Origin of the sequence: Shewanella glacialipiscicola (genome assembly GCF_023283485.1) — a bacterium.
Lineage (GTDB): Bacteria > Pseudomonadota > Gammaproteobacteria > Enterobacterales > Shewanellaceae > Shewanella > Shewanella glacialipiscicola.
On record NZ_JAKILU010000004.1, the window covers coordinates 213352 to 231354 of the forward strand.

The 18003-nt window shown below is 47.2% G+C and carries 17 protein-coding genes; all 17 read right to left on the reverse strand.

Annotation, left to right across the window (positions count from 1 at the left end; genetic code table 11):
* Positions 1-72: 72 nt before the first annotated feature.
* The 17 genes from L2717_RS05375 to L2717_RS05455 all read right to left on the reverse strand — a co-directional run bounded on the left by L2717_RS05375 (position 73) and on the right by L2717_RS05455 (position 18000).
* Positions 73-1575, reverse strand: coding sequence for a methyl-accepting chemotaxis protein (locus tag L2717_RS05375; RefSeq protein WP_246611711.1), 1503 nt, complete (start codon positions 1573-1575; stop codon positions 73-75).
* A 10-nt stretch (positions 1576-1585) separates the two neighbouring features.
* Positions 1586-2182: an SCO family protein gene (locus L2717_RS05380; protein WP_220771950.1), complete on the reverse strand. Its 597-nt coding sequence runs from the start codon at positions 2180-2182 to the stop codon at positions 1586-1588.
* A gap of 312 nt (positions 2183-2494) precedes the next feature.
* A complete protein-coding gene (locus L2717_RS05385; protein ID WP_220771948.1) occupies positions 2495-3754 on the reverse strand; it encodes a beta-ketoacyl-ACP synthase in 1260 nt (419 codons plus the stop codon).
* Positions 3755-4480 (reverse strand): 3-ketoacyl-ACP reductase FabG2, encoded by a 726-nt coding sequence (locus tag L2717_RS05390; RefSeq protein WP_220771946.1) that lies wholly within the window; start codon positions 4478-4480, stop codon positions 3755-3757. It lies immediately after the preceding gene.
* A gap of 49 nt (positions 4481-4529) precedes the next feature.
* Entirely contained in the window at positions 4530-5063 is a 534-nt protein-coding gene (locus L2717_RS05395) for a hotdog family protein (protein WP_220771992.1), read from the reverse strand.
* A gap of 3 nt (positions 5064-5066) precedes the next feature.
* On the reverse strand, positions 5067-6266 hold the full coding sequence (locus L2717_RS05400) for a beta-ketoacyl-[acyl-carrier-protein] synthase family protein (RefSeq protein WP_220771944.1): 1200 nt from the start codon (positions 6264-6266) through the stop codon (positions 5067-5069).
* A 49-nt stretch (positions 6267-6315) separates the two neighbouring features.
* The gene (locus tag L2717_RS05405) at positions 6316-7113 is read right to left on the reverse strand and encodes a DUF3261 domain-containing protein (protein WP_220771942.1); all 798 of its coding nucleotides are present in this window, start codon (positions 7111-7113) and stop codon (positions 6316-6318) included.
* Between the two features lie 4 nt (positions 7114-7117).
* Positions 7118-8407: an NAD(P)/FAD-dependent oxidoreductase gene (locus L2717_RS05410; RefSeq protein WP_220771941.1), complete on the reverse strand. Its 1290-nt coding sequence runs from the start codon at positions 8405-8407 to the stop codon at positions 7118-7120.
* 23 nt (positions 8408-8430) lie between these two features.
* On the reverse strand, positions 8431-10872 hold the full coding sequence (locus L2717_RS05415) for an MMPL family transporter (RefSeq protein ID WP_220771939.1): 2442 nt from the start codon (positions 10870-10872) through the stop codon (positions 8431-8433).
* 2 nt (positions 10873-10874) lie between these two features.
* Positions 10875-11642, reverse strand: a complete 768-nt coding sequence (locus tag L2717_RS05420; RefSeq protein WP_220771938.1) for an outer membrane lipoprotein carrier protein LolA — start codon at positions 11640-11642, stop codon at positions 10875-10877.
* Positions 11642-12073: an acyl-CoA thioesterase gene (locus L2717_RS05425; protein ID WP_220771936.1), complete on the reverse strand. Its 432-nt coding sequence runs from the start codon at positions 12071-12073 to the stop codon at positions 11642-11644. Before L2717_RS05425 ends, L2717_RS05420 begins: the two co-directional genes overlap by 1 nt.
* Positions 12070-13644: an HAL/PAL/TAL family ammonia-lyase gene (locus L2717_RS05430; protein ID WP_220771934.1), complete on the reverse strand. Its 1575-nt coding sequence runs from the start codon at positions 13642-13644 to the stop codon at positions 12070-12072. The genes L2717_RS05425 and L2717_RS05430 overlap by 4 nt, the downstream gene beginning before the upstream one ends.
* Positions 13641-15473: a glycosyltransferase family 2 protein gene (locus tag L2717_RS05435; protein ID WP_220771932.1), complete on the reverse strand. Its 1833-nt coding sequence runs from the start codon at positions 15471-15473 to the stop codon at positions 13641-13643. Before L2717_RS05435 ends, L2717_RS05430 begins: the two co-directional genes overlap by 4 nt.
* Positions 15467-15850, reverse strand: a complete 384-nt coding sequence (locus L2717_RS05440; protein WP_220771930.1) for an ApeI family dehydratase — start codon at positions 15848-15850, stop codon at positions 15467-15469. Before L2717_RS05440 ends, L2717_RS05435 begins: the two co-directional genes overlap by 7 nt.
* The gene (locus L2717_RS05445) at positions 15843-17207 is read right to left on the reverse strand and encodes an AMP-binding protein (protein ID WP_220771928.1); all 1365 of its coding nucleotides are present in this window, start codon (positions 17205-17207) and stop codon (positions 15843-15845) included. The genes L2717_RS05440 and L2717_RS05445 overlap by 8 nt, the downstream gene beginning before the upstream one ends.
* Positions 17204-17752 (reverse strand): COG4648 family protein, encoded by a 549-nt coding sequence (locus L2717_RS05450; protein ID WP_220771926.1) that lies wholly within the window; start codon positions 17750-17752, stop codon positions 17204-17206. The genes L2717_RS05445 and L2717_RS05450 overlap by 4 nt, the downstream gene beginning before the upstream one ends.
* Complete coding sequence (locus L2717_RS05455; RefSeq protein ID WP_220771924.1) at positions 17752-18000, reverse strand: acyl carrier protein; 249 nt, start codon at positions 17998-18000, stop codon at positions 17752-17754. The genes L2717_RS05450 and L2717_RS05455 overlap by 1 nt, the downstream gene beginning before the upstream one ends.
* Positions 18001-18003: the final 3 nt, after the last annotated feature.

The following is an 18003-nucleotide window of genomic DNA, read 5'->3' on the forward strand; positions in this document are numbered from 1 at the left end:
TCATTAATCAGGCATTCACACTAAAGCACGCCAAATGAAATCATTAGCGTGTTTGGGTTATGTATTTCAATATCAGATTTTATAGGCGGAGGCTTTGGTCTGGTAAGCCGTAGCGATTTGGCTCAGAGTGAGTGTCCCTTGGGATAGCTCTTGCACCTTCGCGGCTAATTGATTGATAGCTTCAGCATTATCGATAATGTCTTCCCCAATATGAGTAAGCACTTTGCTCTGGGATTGAGTGGTATGGGCAACGCTTTCACTCGACACCGCAACATGGGTTATTTGTTCCGATCTTTGTGCAAGACCGTTAGCGATTTCACTGGTGTGTTTCAAGTTTTCAATGGTGCTTTGTTTACTTAAGTCCATTGATTCAACCGTTTTAATCATACTGGTATTAAGGTGAACTAATACTGTGGCGATATCATCGGTTGAGCGTCCAGTACGCTGCGCTAATGCTCTGACTTCATCAGCGACTACGGCAAAACCACGGCCACTTTCTCCTGCTCGTGCCGCTTCGATGGCGGCATTGAGGGCGAGTAGGTTGGTTTGCTCAGAGATGCTGCGGATCGCTTCTAACAATTTAGTAATCGCACTGACATCGGAGGTTAATTCCGTTAAGAACTCAGTCACTTCAGTAGTGTTTTTCTCTAGCTTTTTCATATCGGCCATAATATTAAGCGCACTTTTTCTATCTTCATCGCTGGAGTTTGCGGCTTGGCGTGCGCTTTGTGCTGAGTCGTTACTATCGACTGCGGCTTGGCTTATCTGCTGGATCACATTTTGTGCGGTATCGGAAATCTGTTGTGCCTGTTGGTTTTGCGTATGTACTGCGCGTTGGGTTTCATCACTGAGCTGCTTTAAGTTATTCGTCGTTTTTGCCATATCGACGGCAATGTCGCGGTAGTCGGAGAACACCTGCGCGAGTTCTTCGAGCATGGTATTAAACGCTATTTCAGCATAGTTTTTTGCAGGTACCAGTCGAATCGAAATATCCTTAAACTCTGAAATCTGTTGGATAGCATCTGCAATACGCTGATTCGCAGAGGATTCTACGCGCATCATCGAGGCCAGTAGAATAAGAATACCGGCTTCGGCAACAGCAAACATTGCATGTATAAAAGTAATATCCCAAGAGCACTGACCCGCAAAAAGCATAATCGCGACGTGATTTATTTCTACACTCTGCATTTGAATGTAGGTAAATAACACATGGTGAACAGCTACTGTGAGTAGTGCGGCAACGATGGGCTCCCAACGTTGGTAAATTAAAAAAACAGCCATCATAGCGAAGATATGAAAGTGCATTTCAAGCATACCCATTTGGGTCTGAATGAGTAGACCTGACACTGTCATCATGATCACAGCCGCCACTATGGCAAACATAGGCGTATTTTTGAGCAGGCTGTAACTGATTTGAGTGATGAGCAAAACGGCAATGGCGGCCAAAGTGGCAAAGCCCAGCATTTGTGCTCCAAAAAAACCACTCACAAACAGCATTGGTGCCTGTGCGAGGAGTATACGATATAAGGTCTGATCGTTTTTAGCCGTTATTGACGTGTTGGATAGCTGATTCATTTTTGTTTGCCTAATTTGAAGACATCATAGTATTAAGGTCTGTTAGCAACCTGTCGATTATAAGCTGCTGTTGAGTATAGGTTTGTTTTAACTGTCCCGTTGGGGAAATTAAATAAAGATTACCAGAATGTAGATTGATATCGCTGGTTGCTGTTGATTTTTCCGCCAGTTGCCATTGCAGTTTTTCTAGTTGCTCTGGTGTTAATTCGGCACTAAAAAACTGTGCTGACTGACTATCGATCATTTGTTGTCTCATGTCTGGCGTGTCATTTTGTGGGTCTACTGTGACAAACAAAAATTGAATATTTTGTCTTTCTGTTTCGGTCAGCTTTTCCATTAGCAACTTCACCTGATGGGTCCGAATAGGACAAATCTGTGAGCAGCTTAAAAAACCAAGAAAGAGATAACTCGGTCCTTTTTTCCAATCGCTAAATTGGTGCTGTGTGCCATTAATATCCTGCCAAGTAAAATCGATAGCAGTATTCTGGTGGGTTTGGATACCGTAGCTGCCAGAGATGACTTGATTGAGATAAGTTACCGCCGGAAGGAGTAGCAAAGCTAAGACGATTATCAGCGCAGTGCTTATGAATACGCTAGGTTTTTTCATATAGATTTTATTTAATACTCTGAAATTTAATGATTGTATCGACGAGCAATTCCATTACATTAGATATTATTTATGTTCTATTGACCAGTAGTGCTTTACTTACAAAGTAAAGATAGGTAGTGAAGATACGTTTGAAGTTTGTAACTGGATCACTTAATGCGGATAAGGGAATATTAACGATAGTTTTTAGGCGGCTTGCTATGTCGTTTGTTATCAGCAACCGCCTCGTTTTGAGTATCATTAGACGTTATTCTTTGCTCAGTGAATAACACGCCATAAGTACGGCATGTCATCATTTAGCGTCGATACGTCTTAGCTTTTCCAGCGTTTAAAAATCAGTGAAGTATTAATGCCGCCAAAGGCGAAGTTATTGCTCATCACATAATCAGTGTTAATGAGGCGAGGTTCTTTGCAGATATAGTCTAAGTCGGCGCATTGTGGGTCGATATGCTCAAGGTTGAGTGTTGGTGCAAACCAACCTGCATTCATCATTTCGATACTCACCCAAGCCTCTAATGCGCCGCATGCACCTAAGGTGTGGCCTGTGTAGCTTTTAAGCGATGAAATCGGCATACCAGCGCCAAATACGGCATAGGTTGCATGACTTTCGGCAATATCACCACGATCGGTTGCCGTGCCGTGGGCGTTGACATAGCCTATGGCGCTAGGCTCAATTTGTGCATCTTTCAGTGCCAATCTAATGGCAATTTCCATCGTTTGGGCATTGGGCTGGGTGATGTGTTGGCCGTCGGAATTTGTGCCAAAGCCTACTAATTCGGCGTAAATTTTTGCACCACGCGCCTTGGCGTGTTCGAGTTCTTCGAGCACGAGCGTGCAAGCGCCTTCGCCAATAACTAAGCCATCACGCGCGATATCAAAGGGGCGCGGCGTGAGTTCAGGCGTGGTGTTTTGAGTGCTGGTAGCAAATAGGGTATCAAATACAACAGCTTCGGTGGGGCAGAGTTCTTCGCCGCCGCCCGCCAACATTAAGGTTTGTTGGCCAAACTTAATGGCCTCATAGGCGTAACCTATGCCTTGACTGCCCGAAGTGCACGCGCTGCTGGTGGTGTGAATTCGACCTTTTAAACCAAAAAATACCCCTACATTCACCGCTGCCGTATGCGCCATCATGCGAATATAACTGGTGGCAGAAATACCTGACATATCACCGGTTTTCAGCATATCGCCAAAGGCGCTGATAGGATCGGTACTGCCAGTAGATGAGCCATAGGCGATACCCATTTCACCCGATGACACGATAGGATCGTCCAATAATCCAGCGTCAATTAACGCAAGCTCACTGGCACGAGTCGCCATGATTGCAACCCTGCCCATAGAGCGAATTTTTTTGCGCGAATAATGACTCGGCACTTCAAAGTCTGTGATGGGCGCGGCTAAACGTGTGTTGAGATCCTGGTACTTATCCCAATCACTCATAATAACAACCGTGTTTTTTTGCGCCTTAAGGCTTGCTGCGATCGTAGGCCAGTCATGACCTAGGGCAGAAATGCCGCCAATGCCCGTGATGACCACTCGCCTCCCCAAACGGGTTTGATTTGTCGCCTGACTCATTTAGATCATGCCTCCATTAACCGATATGACTTGGCGAGTGATATAGGCGGCATCGTCCGACATTAAAAATGCGGCTAACGCAGCGATTTCATAGGGTTTACCCATGCGGCGCATCGGCACTAATTGCTCTATCATGTCTTTAGGGATATCGGCTACCATGTCGGTTTCTATCAAGCCGGGTGCGATACAGTTGACGGTGATTTTACGTTTTGCCAGTTCTAATGACAGTGCCTTAGTCGCGCCGATAATCCCTGCTTTTGAGGCGCTGTAATTCACTTGCCCCCGATTGCCTGCAATTCCAGAGACTGAGGCTAAGGTAATAATACGCCCACCTTTGCGGCCTTGTACCATTGGCATTACGCAGGGATGGATCACATTATAAAAGCCATCTAAATTAGTGTGGATCACGCTGTCCCACTCGTTTTCTGTCATGGCAGGAAAGGCGGTATCGCGGTTGATGCCCGCATTAAGGATCACGCCGTAATAGGCGCCATGGGTTTGAATATCTGCTTCGATAGTGGCTTTGGCGGCTACGCGCTCTGCAACATCAAATTTCAGTAGGCTAACATTCACCCCAAGTGCGCGAACTTCAATGGCAGTCGCCTCAGCAGCCGTTTGATTACTGTGATAATGCAGCGCAATATCGTATCCAGCAGCGGCAAGTTTTAGGGCGATGGCTTTACCAATACCGCGGCTTGAACCTGTAACTAATACTCTGTTATTCATTTTTTCTATTACCTCAGGCGATTAGGGTTTGGCTGTTATTGCTTGAGTGTCAGTGTCCAAGGAGTTTATTGTCAGCGTCTTGATTTCCGTCAAGGTACGCTCGCGTGTCTTTAGGTAGGAATACATTCACATTAGCTTCAGCGACTAGGCTTTTTTCTTGATTTGAGTCAGGCTCTGGCAACAGATAAATCTGACAATCGAACACGGCTAAGCCTGACTCTTCTTGGTAGATACGGTTTACGTGGATGCGATAGGTTCGGCCAAGTTCGTATTGTTTGGCATGTAATGCTAATTTGCGTGTCCCTAACAGAAACCCTACGCGGATTTTATCGTTGCACAGCTTGGCCTCTACTCCGGCCAGCGCGGCAATACTTTGCGCCATATATTCGATACCCACATAGTTTGCTACCGCTTGATGTTTATCTTTGAAGTAGGGGCTTTGCGTTGTGATAGTGACTTCGGTAACTAAGGATTCGGACTGATAAGCGATGATTTTATCAATCAACACCATAGGCGCTCGATGTGGGATAAAATCAGTCACTTTTTGTTCAGCGAAGGGTAAATTGATGTTAAGAAAAGACATCATTTAGGCCTCTTTACGGCAAAAAATTAGGCTGGCATTACTGCCACCAAAGGCAAAGGAATTACTCATCACATAATTAAGTGTGCCGCTCGCGGCAACTTGATGACTAGTGACTAAGGCAATCGGTGGATTTTGCGGATCGGCTTGTCCATCCCAGCAATGGGGTGGTAGAGCTTGGCGATGATTATGGGCTGAAAGTAATAAATAGCAGAATGCTGCTTCGATTGCGCCAGCGGCACCTAAGGTATGGCCGACTAAGGGTTTAGTTGAGCTGCAAGGCGGGGTGTTTGTGCCAAATATTTCCATTATGGCGCGGCTTTCCATCGCATCATTTTTAGGTGTCGCCGTGCCGTGCAAATTAATGTAGCCAATCTCTGGTGCGGTAATGTTTGCATCTTTTAAAGCCGCTTGCATGGCCGAAATTGCGCCAGCGCCTTCGGGTTGCGGCGCCGAAATATGGTACGCATCACTCGACTCGCCAATCCCTGCTAGCATGATGTCAGATTCACCCAACGTTAGAGTAAATAACGCTGCGCCTTCGCCGATATTGATCCCATCACGATTGATGCTAAAAGGATTACAGTGACCTTTTGATACAGATTCTAAAGCATTAAAGCCATTAACGGTCAGTTGGCATAAGCTGTCTACACCGCCGACAATCACCATGTCACAGAGGTCTGCACTGAGTAAACGTCTAGCGCTGGCAAAGACTTTTGCGCTAGAAGAACAAGCGGTTGAAATTGTGTAGCAAGGACCATCGAGTTGAAAATATTGGCGTAAAAAATCGCTAGTGCTGCCGAGTTCTTGTTGGAAGTAGTGGTAATCTGCCGGGAAATGGCCATGTTGATTACGATACGCAAGGGCGGCTTCACCTTTGGAGATTCCTGAGGTGCTAGTGCCCAATACCACGCCGATGCGAGTGGTACCAAACTCCTGTTTTGCCTGCTCAATGGTTTCGGCAATTTGCTGCGCGGCGCAAAGGAGCAATTGATTATTACGACAATCAAACTGGGCAAACTTTGGGGGAACGGTAGGCAGCTCGATAGTGACGGAGCCGACCAACGTTGATTGCCCAAATAGCAGCACATCACTCATCTGCATGGCACTGATATCACCCGCGACTAAGCGATCTAAAACCTGTTGCGGCTCTTGCCCTAGCGGGGTACATAAGCCTATTTGTGTAATGGCGACTCTGTTCATCATTGCGTATCGTTTTTCTGCTATGGCACAGTCAAGTGCGGGTGTTAAAAGGTTAAATGGGTTCGATGTTTAACGCAAAATTAGCCAGTGGCATCGTTAAATGAATGTGGGCTTGCCATAGCGTATCGCCGACATGCTGTTGATAACGGATTTGCACCACATGGGTTTGCGAAATCTTTTTACTGTTCAAGCTATCTTGGCTATTAATCTGACGGCAGAATGACCTAGCGTCCCGATTGTTATTCTGCTTGTCGCTAAGCTTGCCGCTTTGATTATTGCTAAGAGTATCGTCAAGGATATCACAATGACCGGCGACTAAATGGCCACCTTCCAAATGGGAGTTAACGCTTTGCTCCGGCCAATAGATTAATTGCATCATCGCCATTAAATACTCGGCTTTAAAACTATCACCCAGCAGCACACTTTGCTCACTGCTGAGTGTATTTCCATCATAAACTAAGGTAAACAAAGCCTGCCCAAGTGGCGCTATGCCAACGAGTGTCATACGCTCGCCCTCTAATTCTACCTGAGCCAGCAGTTCGTGGGACTTATCCGCAACCTTAATACTGACCTTTTGGCTGAAGGATTGAGGTAAAAACACCTCAGATTGGCTGTTAACTTGTTGACCCGTTATGGCAGTATTTGTTGTGATGTTACTTAATGGTTCAGCTAAGGGTTTATCCCTTGTATTGCCAAACTCATTGGGTAGCGGGGCTAAACAGTAATGCACCTTTTCTGCAAGAGCGACGCAGGTCTGCCGCTGTAAAAGTTGAGTACAGCCCATAAGCCCTATGCTAGTAAATAGTAGGGTAAAGAGCGACAGCCTTTTAGCATTAAGGTTTAGCGGCATGCTGTTATACCTCTTCGAGCTCAGGAATAGGCATATTATTTTTACATAGCTCAACGACCATATTTAAACGTCGCTCCGAGTCTTTGACGAAGGGATTTGTTGTATCCCAAGCGTAGCCCGCTAGAATCGAGCTGATCATTTGTTTGATTCTATGGTTCGGATTTTCATAGAAGATCACTTCCTGAAAACGGCCATCATACCAAGCTTGCACATAAGTGCGGAAGGTGTTCACGCCCTGCATTAAAGGGGCTGAGTAATCAGCTTGCCAGTCAACCATTTCACCATTAAGTTGTTTTGTCAGGCATCTTGCCGCCATCGATGCTGATTGCATGGCGATAGTCACCCCAGAGGAAAACACCGGATCGAGAAATTCGCCCGCATTGCCGAGCAGGGCAAACTTGTCGGTCGCAAGGCGCGACACATTAGCGGAATATCCCTTTAGCGTGGCGCATTCTTGCACCACTTTAGCATTGGCGAGCAGCACTTTTAATGTGGGCTCTTCACTGATCATGTGCAGCAATTGTTGCTCAAGTGTACCCTCAAGATGCGCAAGTAACTCGGGTCTGGCAACTACGCCAAGGGAGCAGCGACCATGGCTAAAGGGAATCAGCCAATACCAAATGTCTTTATGCTTTGGGTGGACACTGATCAAAATCTTATTACGATCAAAACTAGGATCGCTGATGTTGTCTTCCACATGAGTAAAGATGGCGCTGCGTGAGGGTAAGCATGAAGGGCTTTCTAAATCGAGCAAGCGTGGTAATACTCGGCCAAAACCACTGGCATCGAGCACAAATTTGGCGTCGATTTGATAAAGCTCGCCCGCCTCATTACGTACCGTTAAGCGTGGATTCTGGGTTAAATCTATCGCCTCGACCGTTTCGCCGTAGCGGATGCTTACCCCTTGGCTTTGGGCGGTATCGGCTAACAGTTTATCAAAACTAGCACGCTGTACTTGGAATGTGGTGCCTGGCCCTGGGGTAAATTTATCGGTAAAGTCGAAGGTGGTATAAGTGCCATTGCGCCGAAAGGCGGCGCCGTTTTTATGCTGGAATCCTGCTGCATTAAGTGCCTCTAACATGCCAGCTTCTTCAATAAATTGCATGCAGCAGGGCAGTAAACTTTCGCCGATAGAGAAGCGGGGAAAATGCTGTTTCTCTAGCACAAGCACACGCTTGCCCTGCTGATGCAGCAAACTGGCCGCGATAGCGCCTGAAGGCCCTGCGCCGATAATGGCCACATCAACCGCAAGTGAATTTGGCATAGTCGATAAAACGTGTGTAGATGTGGACATATAAAGTACGTTCCTTGTCGATATCAGGATTTTTGAGTCGTCAAAATCAGTGGCGAAAGTAAGAAGGTAAAACCGATACCCAGCGACAGCGTTAAGCCAAAATAATGAATTGCTTGGGTCTGGCTAAAAGCGAGTAAGCCAAAGGCCAGTAAGGTCGAGCAGGCCGACATAAATACAGCCATCATCACCGCCTTACCATGGTTTTTGGCCGAGGCGAAAAACAAGCTGTAGTCTATCCCAATCCCGAAAACTAAAATGAGTGCGAGTGCATGGAACAGACTCAGTGGTGAGCCTATTAAGCCTAAGGTTGCAAGCGTCAGTAGAGCGGCAAGGGCCGGAACCGCGACTACGACAGTCGCTTTTTTAAAACCGAAATTCAGGCTAAACAGTAACAGTGCTATTACCAGTGCGAGGGCTAATAACTTTAGCGTTAATAGTCGGTAGTGGCCCATAACCGCGGAAATATCGGCAACTTTATCGATAAGGTGTACGTTTGCAGTTGAGGTAAAACGCGCCTTGAGCGCATCGATCTGCTGAATGCCGCCAAGTAAGACAATAGCGCCATGCTCAGTGCTCGCGCCGCCATCATTTAGCGCGTCATAGTCGGTGGCGTTGCCATTTGGTGCGAGCCACAGCGGTGCGAGTTGCTTGCCTGCCTTTAGCTTAAAGAAATCTGCTGGGGCGATATATTGCTCTTTAGCTGCTAAGTAGCTTGCTTGCAGCTCTGGCTTTAAATTCTCATCCAATCCAAGGCTTGTGAGCACAGTATCTATCTGATTTTGATAGATTTCACCCTGTAAGCGATAAGCCGTGTTTTGCCTTTGATGGCTGGGCAGATACCGACTGAGGCTGACGTAGTTGCCTAACTCTTGGTTAGCGATAGCGGCATCGAGCAGTAGCGACACTCGCTCAAGCTGTTGCAGCAGTGCTTCTTCACTCGCGGCGCGTACCAGTAAGAATTGATTATCTGTGCCGCCGCTGAGTAGCTGGCGTAGCTGGTTTTCTGGCTCAGTCACGCTCGCAGGACTTTGTTGCAAATGGCGAATATCGTCATCGACTTTAAGTTGAGTTAACCCTGCCACGAAGCAAAAAAATATGACTAGAACAAAGCAACCTACGCCTAAAGGCGTGGTCAATCTGTTGGATAACTGAGTGAGGTTGACAAGGTACTTCCCCGCTAACGCTAATGGACGGGAGCCAGATGGTAAACGACTCCCCGCGAGCTGCGGATAGGCGAGAATGAGAGTGAGATAGGCCCCGAGCAGCCCAGCGGCGCAGAAGGTAGCCACTTGCTGCATGCCGGGAAACGGCGCTAAACCTATGCCGACGTAAGCCAAAGCACTGGTGACAAAGGCGAGTGTCACCGTCGGAAAAATGTACGCCACGGTAGCCTGTGCGCTACGATCGGTATCGCTTAAGCGTTCGCAGTAAAAATGAAAACTGTAATCGATGGCGATGCCAATCAAACTAGTGCCAAATACTAAGGTGAGTAAATGCAGTTCGCCAAAAACGCTTAAGGTAAAAGTCACCGCCAATAATAGCCCGCTGGAAATAGTGACGATTGCTAATAGCAGTGGCATCACAGAGCGAAACGCCAACCAGACCAAGGCTATCACCCCAAGTAAGGATGCAAGACCAAGAATCGATATTTCACTCTTAGCGGTTTGCGTTGCCGCAAGGGCGTGAAACAGGGCACCGGCTTTTAGCATTGTGACATCGGGATAGCGTTGTTTCACTGAATCTAATGCTTGATTTAATTGCGTTATCTGCGCTAATTGTGCATTGGGATTAAAGGCGCTTTCTCGCCCCTTTGCTATAACAACCGCCGCCATCTTATCGCCTTGGTTAGCCAGCAGTATCCCTTGGCTGGCTCTGACTTTTGAACTTGGTACGAGGGCGAGTAAGTTAGCGGGGAATAACAATAGTGGATCTTGGGCAAGCAAGTTGCTATTGGCATAACCAAAGGCGTTGTAAAGCTGCGCTGTAGCTGCCTCTATCAGACTTCCCATATCTTGCGTTGCTAATGCTTCAGCTTGCGACGCTGCCAGTAATTTAAATCTATAGGGGAAATAGTATTGTCCTAGTGCTTCACCGAGCTGCATATCGGCGCTGCGGATATCGGTTAGCGCGCCGTTATTGTTCGCTCCAAGGCTGTCAGCTGCAAGTTGTTGCATCATTAGCTTCGCGGCGGCTATGGCTGTGGTTTCGTCTTTAGTTATGAGCGCAATATAGACTTGATCGGCGAGCGTGGCCTCAACTTGGTTAAGTGCGCGTTCAGTAAGTTTGTCCTGCTGTAAATGTGGCAACATCGCCAGAATATCGCTTTGTATACGTGCGCCATTTTGCCAAAGTTGTAGTGACCATAAACTGGCCGACAACATTAACAACAGCCAAATAGCCAGACGCCACTTAGGAGAGGATTGCATTAGCGCTTGATTCGCGCGCGCGGCGAAGTTGGTGGCCATGGTTAAGGTTTATTTGCCTCTATCGCCACAGCATACTGCGTCAATTCGGTTTCGCTGAGTTTACCTTGGGAAAGCGCACTAAAGTCGATGCGGGTCATATCCTGCGTGCTCACACTCGGTGCGGCGCTAAGCAACACTAAGGATTGCAACACATCGCTACCCTCTAACACCATATTGGCGATGGCTTTCTTCATTAAGGGATCTTTGGGCGTTAAGCCTAATTGCCATTGACCGTCTGTGCTCAACCTCTCTGTGTTTAACTTGTCTGTAATGAGACAGTGCAGTTCGAAGTTTTCGCTTAAACCAGAAATATCACCGACGAGCATAGCTCGCACTAGATTGGGCAATAAATCGCCCATAGCGGCGGCGCTCGCTGAAGCATCGGCCTTGCTGATTTGTACTCTACCTTGGCTGTCACGCTGAATAAGTTGTTTATCTTTTAAAATCAGTAGCGACTCAAAAGGCGTTATCTGCTGCCAAATCAGCCCTTGGGTCTGATCGAAGATAAACTGCCCTTGGCTGATTAACGGCTTTTTAAGCACCTTTAACTGCCGAGATTGCACAAAGTGGCCTCGTACTGTTTCGCCCAAATTGAGCTTTTGGCTCAGGGTTATAAGCTGGGTTTTATCTGCGTTTTGGCTGAAAAGCGTTTGATAAGCGCTGGCAGAAATCGCTGTTGTCGGCGTATCGGCTTTGACGGATGTTGATAGTAAAAGGCCGGTAAAACACAGGATAAACCCAAGCTTGATGCGTGTTAGCAAGGCGTTCATTAGTCTTCAACCTTAGCGAGCAGAGTGGCTATTTTGTCACGGAACACCTCAGGGGTAACAAAGCACAATTCTTGGGTGGTCATATCGACCGCCGCTTGAATCGTATAACCCTTAGTAATGCGCGCCCCTGTTTCAACATCGCGAATTTGATAATTGATTTTTAAGCGGTTTTCCCACTCAACTAACTCGGCACGTACGATTATTTTTTGCTCGAAGATGCTGGCTTTGACGTACTTAATCTGCAAATCAATAATTGGCCAAACATAGTTTGACGCCTGCATTTGTCGATAATTGTAGCCTAATTCGTCGAGCAGTTTACAGCGGGCAATCTCAAAATAGCGTAGATAATTGCCATGCCAAGTGATCCCCATTGAATCCACATCGTGGAAGGGGATTTGTATTTCTATGTCGACACTGAGTAGTGATTTCATCGGCATACTTCCCATTCTCCCGCTTGGATTTTAGCTATGGTTTGACGCAGTACGGCTTCGAGCGGCCTATCTTCAATTAAGGTCTCAAAATCGGCGCGCACTTGGGCGAGGGTTTTCGCCAGTGATGGCGTGAGTGAAGCTTCATCTAACTCATTTTGTGAGATACGCAGACCAATGCCTTGAGTCATAGCAAGCAAAGCAGCAGCGGCGACTTGCTCGGTTAATTGCAATACGCGCATGCAGTCACGGGCGGCTATTGTGCCCATACTCACCTTGTCTTGGTTGTGGCATTCGGTTGAGCGGGAGAACACGCTAGCGGGCATAGTGTGTTTTAGCGCTTCTGCTGTCCACGCCGATACGCCAATTTGCACGGCTTTAAAACCATGATTAATCGCGCGGCGCGGGCCGGTTGAGCCAGATAAATTGGCGGGTAACCCATTGTTAAATTTAGGATCCATCACCAATGCCATTTGGCGATCGATAAGATCGGCCAAGTTCGCCACCGTATTTTTGAGTGAGTCCATCGCAAAGGCGATATGGCCACCGTAAAAATGACCACCGTGAAGAATATGCTCGCCTTCGCCGTCTACAATCGGGTTGTCGTTGGCGCTGTTGACTTCGGTCTCGATAAATTGGCGCATAAAGGGCAGCGCATCCTGCAACACGCCGATAATGTGCGGTGCGCAGCGGATGGAATATCTGTCCTGCAGCCTGTCCGAATTGCGCGGATGTTCGTGGTGATTTAAATCTTCCCGTATCCAAGTGGCGATTTGGTTTTGTCCCGGATGCGGTTTGGCGGCAAATAAGATTTCATCAAAATGGTTCGAGTTGCCTTTTAACGTTAACGAAGCCATAGCGGTAATGCGGCTACTTAAGCGGGCAAGATATTGGGCGCGATCAAAGGCTAAACAGGCCAATGCCGTCATCACCGCAGTGCCGTTCATCAAGGCTAAACCTTCTTTTGGTCGTAGTACGTGCGGGGTAATATTGAGTTTGGCGTACACATCTTGAGTCGCTTGGCGCTGACCTTGATACATCACTTCGCGCTCACCGACTAACACGGCGGCCAGATACGACAACGGCGTTAAATCCCCGCTGGCACCAACGGAACCTTCCTCTGGGATCACTGGCACAATATTAAGATTGAGCAAGGTTTCGATGCGCTTTAATAGCTCATAGGTGACGCCCGATTTACCAATGGCTAAGGAATTTAAGCGACACGCCATTACGGCGCGAGCCTGCATTGTGCTTAAGGTTTCCCCTAACCCGCAGCCATGGAAACGGGTTAAATGTAGCGGTAATTCGTGGACTAAATCTAAGCTCACATTGACAGTGCAAGAGTCGCCGTAGCCTGTAGTAACGCCATAAACCACACCTTCTTCGTGAAGCAGACTATCGATAAAGCGCGCACCTTTCTGAATATATTCTTGATAATCAGCATCGTCACAGAGCTTGACTGGCGCGCCCTTGGCAACGGCAACCACTTGTTCTAATTTGAGAAATTGACGGCCGACCTCAACAGTCTGTATGTCTGATTGACTCTTTGAGTCGGCTGCTTCGGTGTGACTCATGGATGCTGCGTCCTGTCGGTCTTGTGAGCTTGCGCTGATGCTTCTGCTTGGATTGAGTGATTACGAGTGTGTTGCGGTTCGCTGTCTTTTCGCCAAAAATCGAAAAAGTTAAACCATTGCAATGGCTCGCGTCGGGCGAAATATTCTAAGCGCTCGCTATAGCGATGAACGGCCTGCTGTAACCTGTCCATCCTGCCTGCTCTTGGGCCTTTAAGTGTCTGGGCGAAGTGTTCTACATGTACCCGATAACGCCCCTGTTCCCGCAGGCAAAACATTAAAAATACTGGGCAATCGAGTAACCCAGCAAGAATAAAAGGCCCTTGGGGAAACGCCGCATCTTGGCCCATAAACGGTGCGTATATGACGCGGTTTTGTGTGTTCGATGAGGTTCTATCGCCCGCGATCACGACTAACTCGCCGTCTTCTATCTTTTGTTGTAACAGCATAGACGTCGCGGGATTAAGCTCAGTCACTTGGATCAGATTGAGCGTACTCTCTGGATTTAACTGTTTGAGTACCTTATTAAAGTTTTCGGCATGGTTGGTTAATACCATCACATTCACTTTGATCTTGCGCTGGTGGATGGATATCGCGCGGCAAAGCTCTAAATTACCCAGATGAGACACCAATAACACGGCGCCTTTACCGCTTTCGAGTTGGTCGACTATGAGTTGGCGGCCGGGGAAATCAACTTGACTTAATTGGATGCGATCGCACCAAGCATCAATTCTATCGAGTGCGGCATTTCCAAAGGCTAAAAAGTGATTCAAGCTATCGCGCCAGCCTACGGGGTTATTGAGCTTTGGATGTTGTGGTTCAAGTTTTTGCACGCGGCGTAGAAAATGTAATGACGCTTCGCGGGCGATTTTACCCGTGAGAAAGAAATAACAAATTACAGGATACATAATGGTGCGGCATAACCAATGACCGCCAATTCGATAGCTCTGCACTAACAGTTTTATGCCCCAATAACTGCCGCGCTCTTTCATATCAGACCAATGGGCTGAGGTCACTTTTGTCTCTAATAAATTATCGGGAATTAGCGCGGTATGTTGCGACAGCTTACGTTTTAGCAGCCAAGGCAGGCGTTTTAACATGCCAAAAAACAATTTAGTATGCAGCTTAGTGATACGCACGTTATCGGCTATCGCTTTAAAATGGCTGACCCCGCCTTCGGGATAAATCACCTTAGTCGGCTGGAATAAAATCTCCACCCCTTGCCAGTAGAGTTTGACGAGGATTTCGATATCAAAATCCATGTGTTCCGTTAATGCGTGTTGGCGTAGTAAATGCTCAGTGGCGGCGAGCGGATAAACGCGAAAGCCACACATAGAATCTTGAATATCAAAGCTTAAGGTTTCTATCCATACCCAAAAATGGGTGAGATAACGACCATAAAAGCGCGCCTTAGGCACAGAGTCATCGTATTGGGGTTTACCAGATATCAATGCCGCGGGTTTAGTCTGCGCCTTTGATATCATCGCCGGAATATCGCTTAGATCATGTTGGCCATCGGCATCGACTTGCAATATATGGCTAAAACCATCGCGGTAGGCACGGCGTAGACCTGTGATGACCGCTGCGCCCTTGCCACGATTGTAGGGATGTTGCAGCAATGTCACCCAAGTATATTGTTGGGCTAAGGCTTGTAGTAAATAGCGAGTTTCGTCATTGCTGCCATCGTCTATCAAATAACAGGGTAAATTAAGCGGGGCAAGCTCTGCTAAGGTTTGAGCTATGGCGGCGTTGTGATTGTAATTTGGGATCACCAAGGCAAGCTTGATTGGCGCTGGCACAGTTAGGTCTTTGTCGCTAGATGGCGTTAGCACTGGCTCGCCTCATCGCTTTGAGAGGACTGGGTATCCAAGACAATACGGCCTGAGGCGTAGAGCTTATCGCCATCGCGGTAAGCAAAGGTGAGTTTACCTTTAGCGGCATTATTGTGAATGCTTAAGGTAACTTCTTGGCCCGGCAGAATGAGTTGCTGAAACTTCAACACTTCAAGATGGGCCACCGCCTCAGCATAACCAAAATGCTCACAGCCTAAGCGCACCGCCCAATCTAATTGAGTCACACCCGGCAGCACGGCTTGCTCGGGAAAATGACCATTAAAAGACTCAATCTCGGCAGTGATTAATAGACGTAATTCAATATTATCAATGCCGATATTGGTATATAGGATTGGCGGTAAATTCGATTTAATCATGATTAAATAACTCGACTAACTCGGTAGTGACACGCTTACCCTGAGTGCTCAACGGTAAAATATCGGGATAACGCCAGCGACGTGGCAGTGTGACTCGTTCAAATTGAGCCAGTAAATGTGCTTTTAGGGCATTGTTAATGCTGAGCTTACCTTGCTCTTGTAGCACTTTACGCCCGAGCTCAGACAGAGTAATCACCGCGCCCAGTTGGGATTTAAACTGCGGCAATATCACCAGTGCGGTCTGCTCAACATAGGCATGGCTGCACATAAGCGTTTCCATTTGTGCCAGCGATAGACGTTTTTCTTCAATTTTAACAATGCGATCGAGTCGGCCTTTGAGTCTAAACTGACCATTTTCAGTCGGTTCGATTTTATCTTCGCAGCGCAGCCATTCATCATCCGCCAAATAGGGTGATTTAAGCAACAAGGCGCCATCGGTAAGATCTTGATCTATCAAAATTCTGTCGAAAACTTGCCAAGGCTCATCCGCCTCATGCTGGCGACGATAGGCAATGCCGCCAGTTTCTGTACTACCAAAGATTTCAATCGGTAGGTGGCCATAGCATTGGTTAATGCCTGTTGCGGCGGCAAAACTTAATGGCCCGCCTGAGCTAAACACTAAGCTGGGTGAGCGCAGTTGTCTTTCGTGCTCTAACGCTTTAGGTAGGCGCGATAGCTGGGCAGGGCTACTGATTAAACATAAGTTAGGTAGCAAGGCTGTGTAATAACTTAGGGTTTCTGGGTATTCAATCTGCTCGCTTAAAAATGGCCGACTGGCAGCTAATGGCCATAATATTTTAAATAACAGGCCATAAATATGCTGGTGCGAAACCGTTGAAATCACGCTGCAATGGGGTAAGTGCTCGGCAAAGGTGTGTTCGAGCACGGACACTTCAATATCTAATTGTGTCAGTGTTTTGCGAATCGCTTTAGGTTCGCCGCTGCTACCAGAGGTAAATAACACTAAGTCGCCCATTGCTTCACTGGCTGGCCAAGGTTTATTAGGTAGGCTCAGCTCTTTTTTCAGCAAAATAAAAGCGTGACTTTCGCACAGTGGCTTGTCAGACAATATGCCATCAAACTCGTGCGTTAACTCGCTGAGCGTGCCCGTTTGTATGTTGGCGGGCAGGATGATTTCTTTACCTGCTAAAAGCGCAGCACACAAACCCACGGCAAACAGATCACTGGCATCACTGGCGAGTAGCCATTTTTTCTCGGGCGCAGCGAGCAGCTGCTCGTAAAAATACGCCACTTGATTGGTAAATAATGCACCTGTGACAAGGTCGTGGTGATTAAAGCTTATTAGTTGTTGGGCAAAGGGCCCTTGGGTTAACCATTTTTTGAGTAGCTGTGTCATGTTTTCTTCAACCAAAAGCTGCGATATAACCACTCCCCACCGAGGAGTAGTCCCATGAGTACGTATGCAATCAAACCGTTATACAAGGTCCAGGTTGCTAAGCGAGTAAAGCCAGCGGTATACGCCGCTATCGTGCCATTTAAGATAAATAAGCCGCACCAAAGTAGGGTGACTTTTTTAAGATAAGGTATGGCTTCATCCGGTAAATCGGGTTCTTTTAAGCGGGCTAAACGCTCTATCATGCAAGGGCCTTTGTGCAGCGAGTAACTGAACAGTGCCAGCATAGTAAGATTAATTACCACAGGGTAATACAGTAGCCAGTCGCTGCGCTTTGTCAGATAACTGCCTGCGGTGAGCCCAATCCCCACTAGTAATGGTAAAACTAACGTCTTAACCTTTTGCTTTTGTAGTATTAAACGCACTGTCAGTAATAAACACAGTACTAATGCTATGGTGCCAGCAGGTAAATAATTCAGCCCTAAATATACCGCCAGCGGATAGGCCAATAAGGTTAGGGCGGTTAATACCTGTAGCAAGGCGCGCATTAGTCTTTCACTAAACCTTCGATGGCATTAACCACATCGTTGATGGTGCGTACTGATTTAAAGTCATCGGGTTTAATTTTTTTGCCCGTCAGCTGCTGTAGTTTAATCACCAGATCGACGGCATCGATACTGTCTAGATCGAGTTCTTTGTACAGATTCGCTTCTGGCGTTATCGCACCAGCATCTATTTCGAATTCGTCCACTAAAATAGTGGTCAGCATCGCGAGGATTTGTTCACGACTTTGCATATT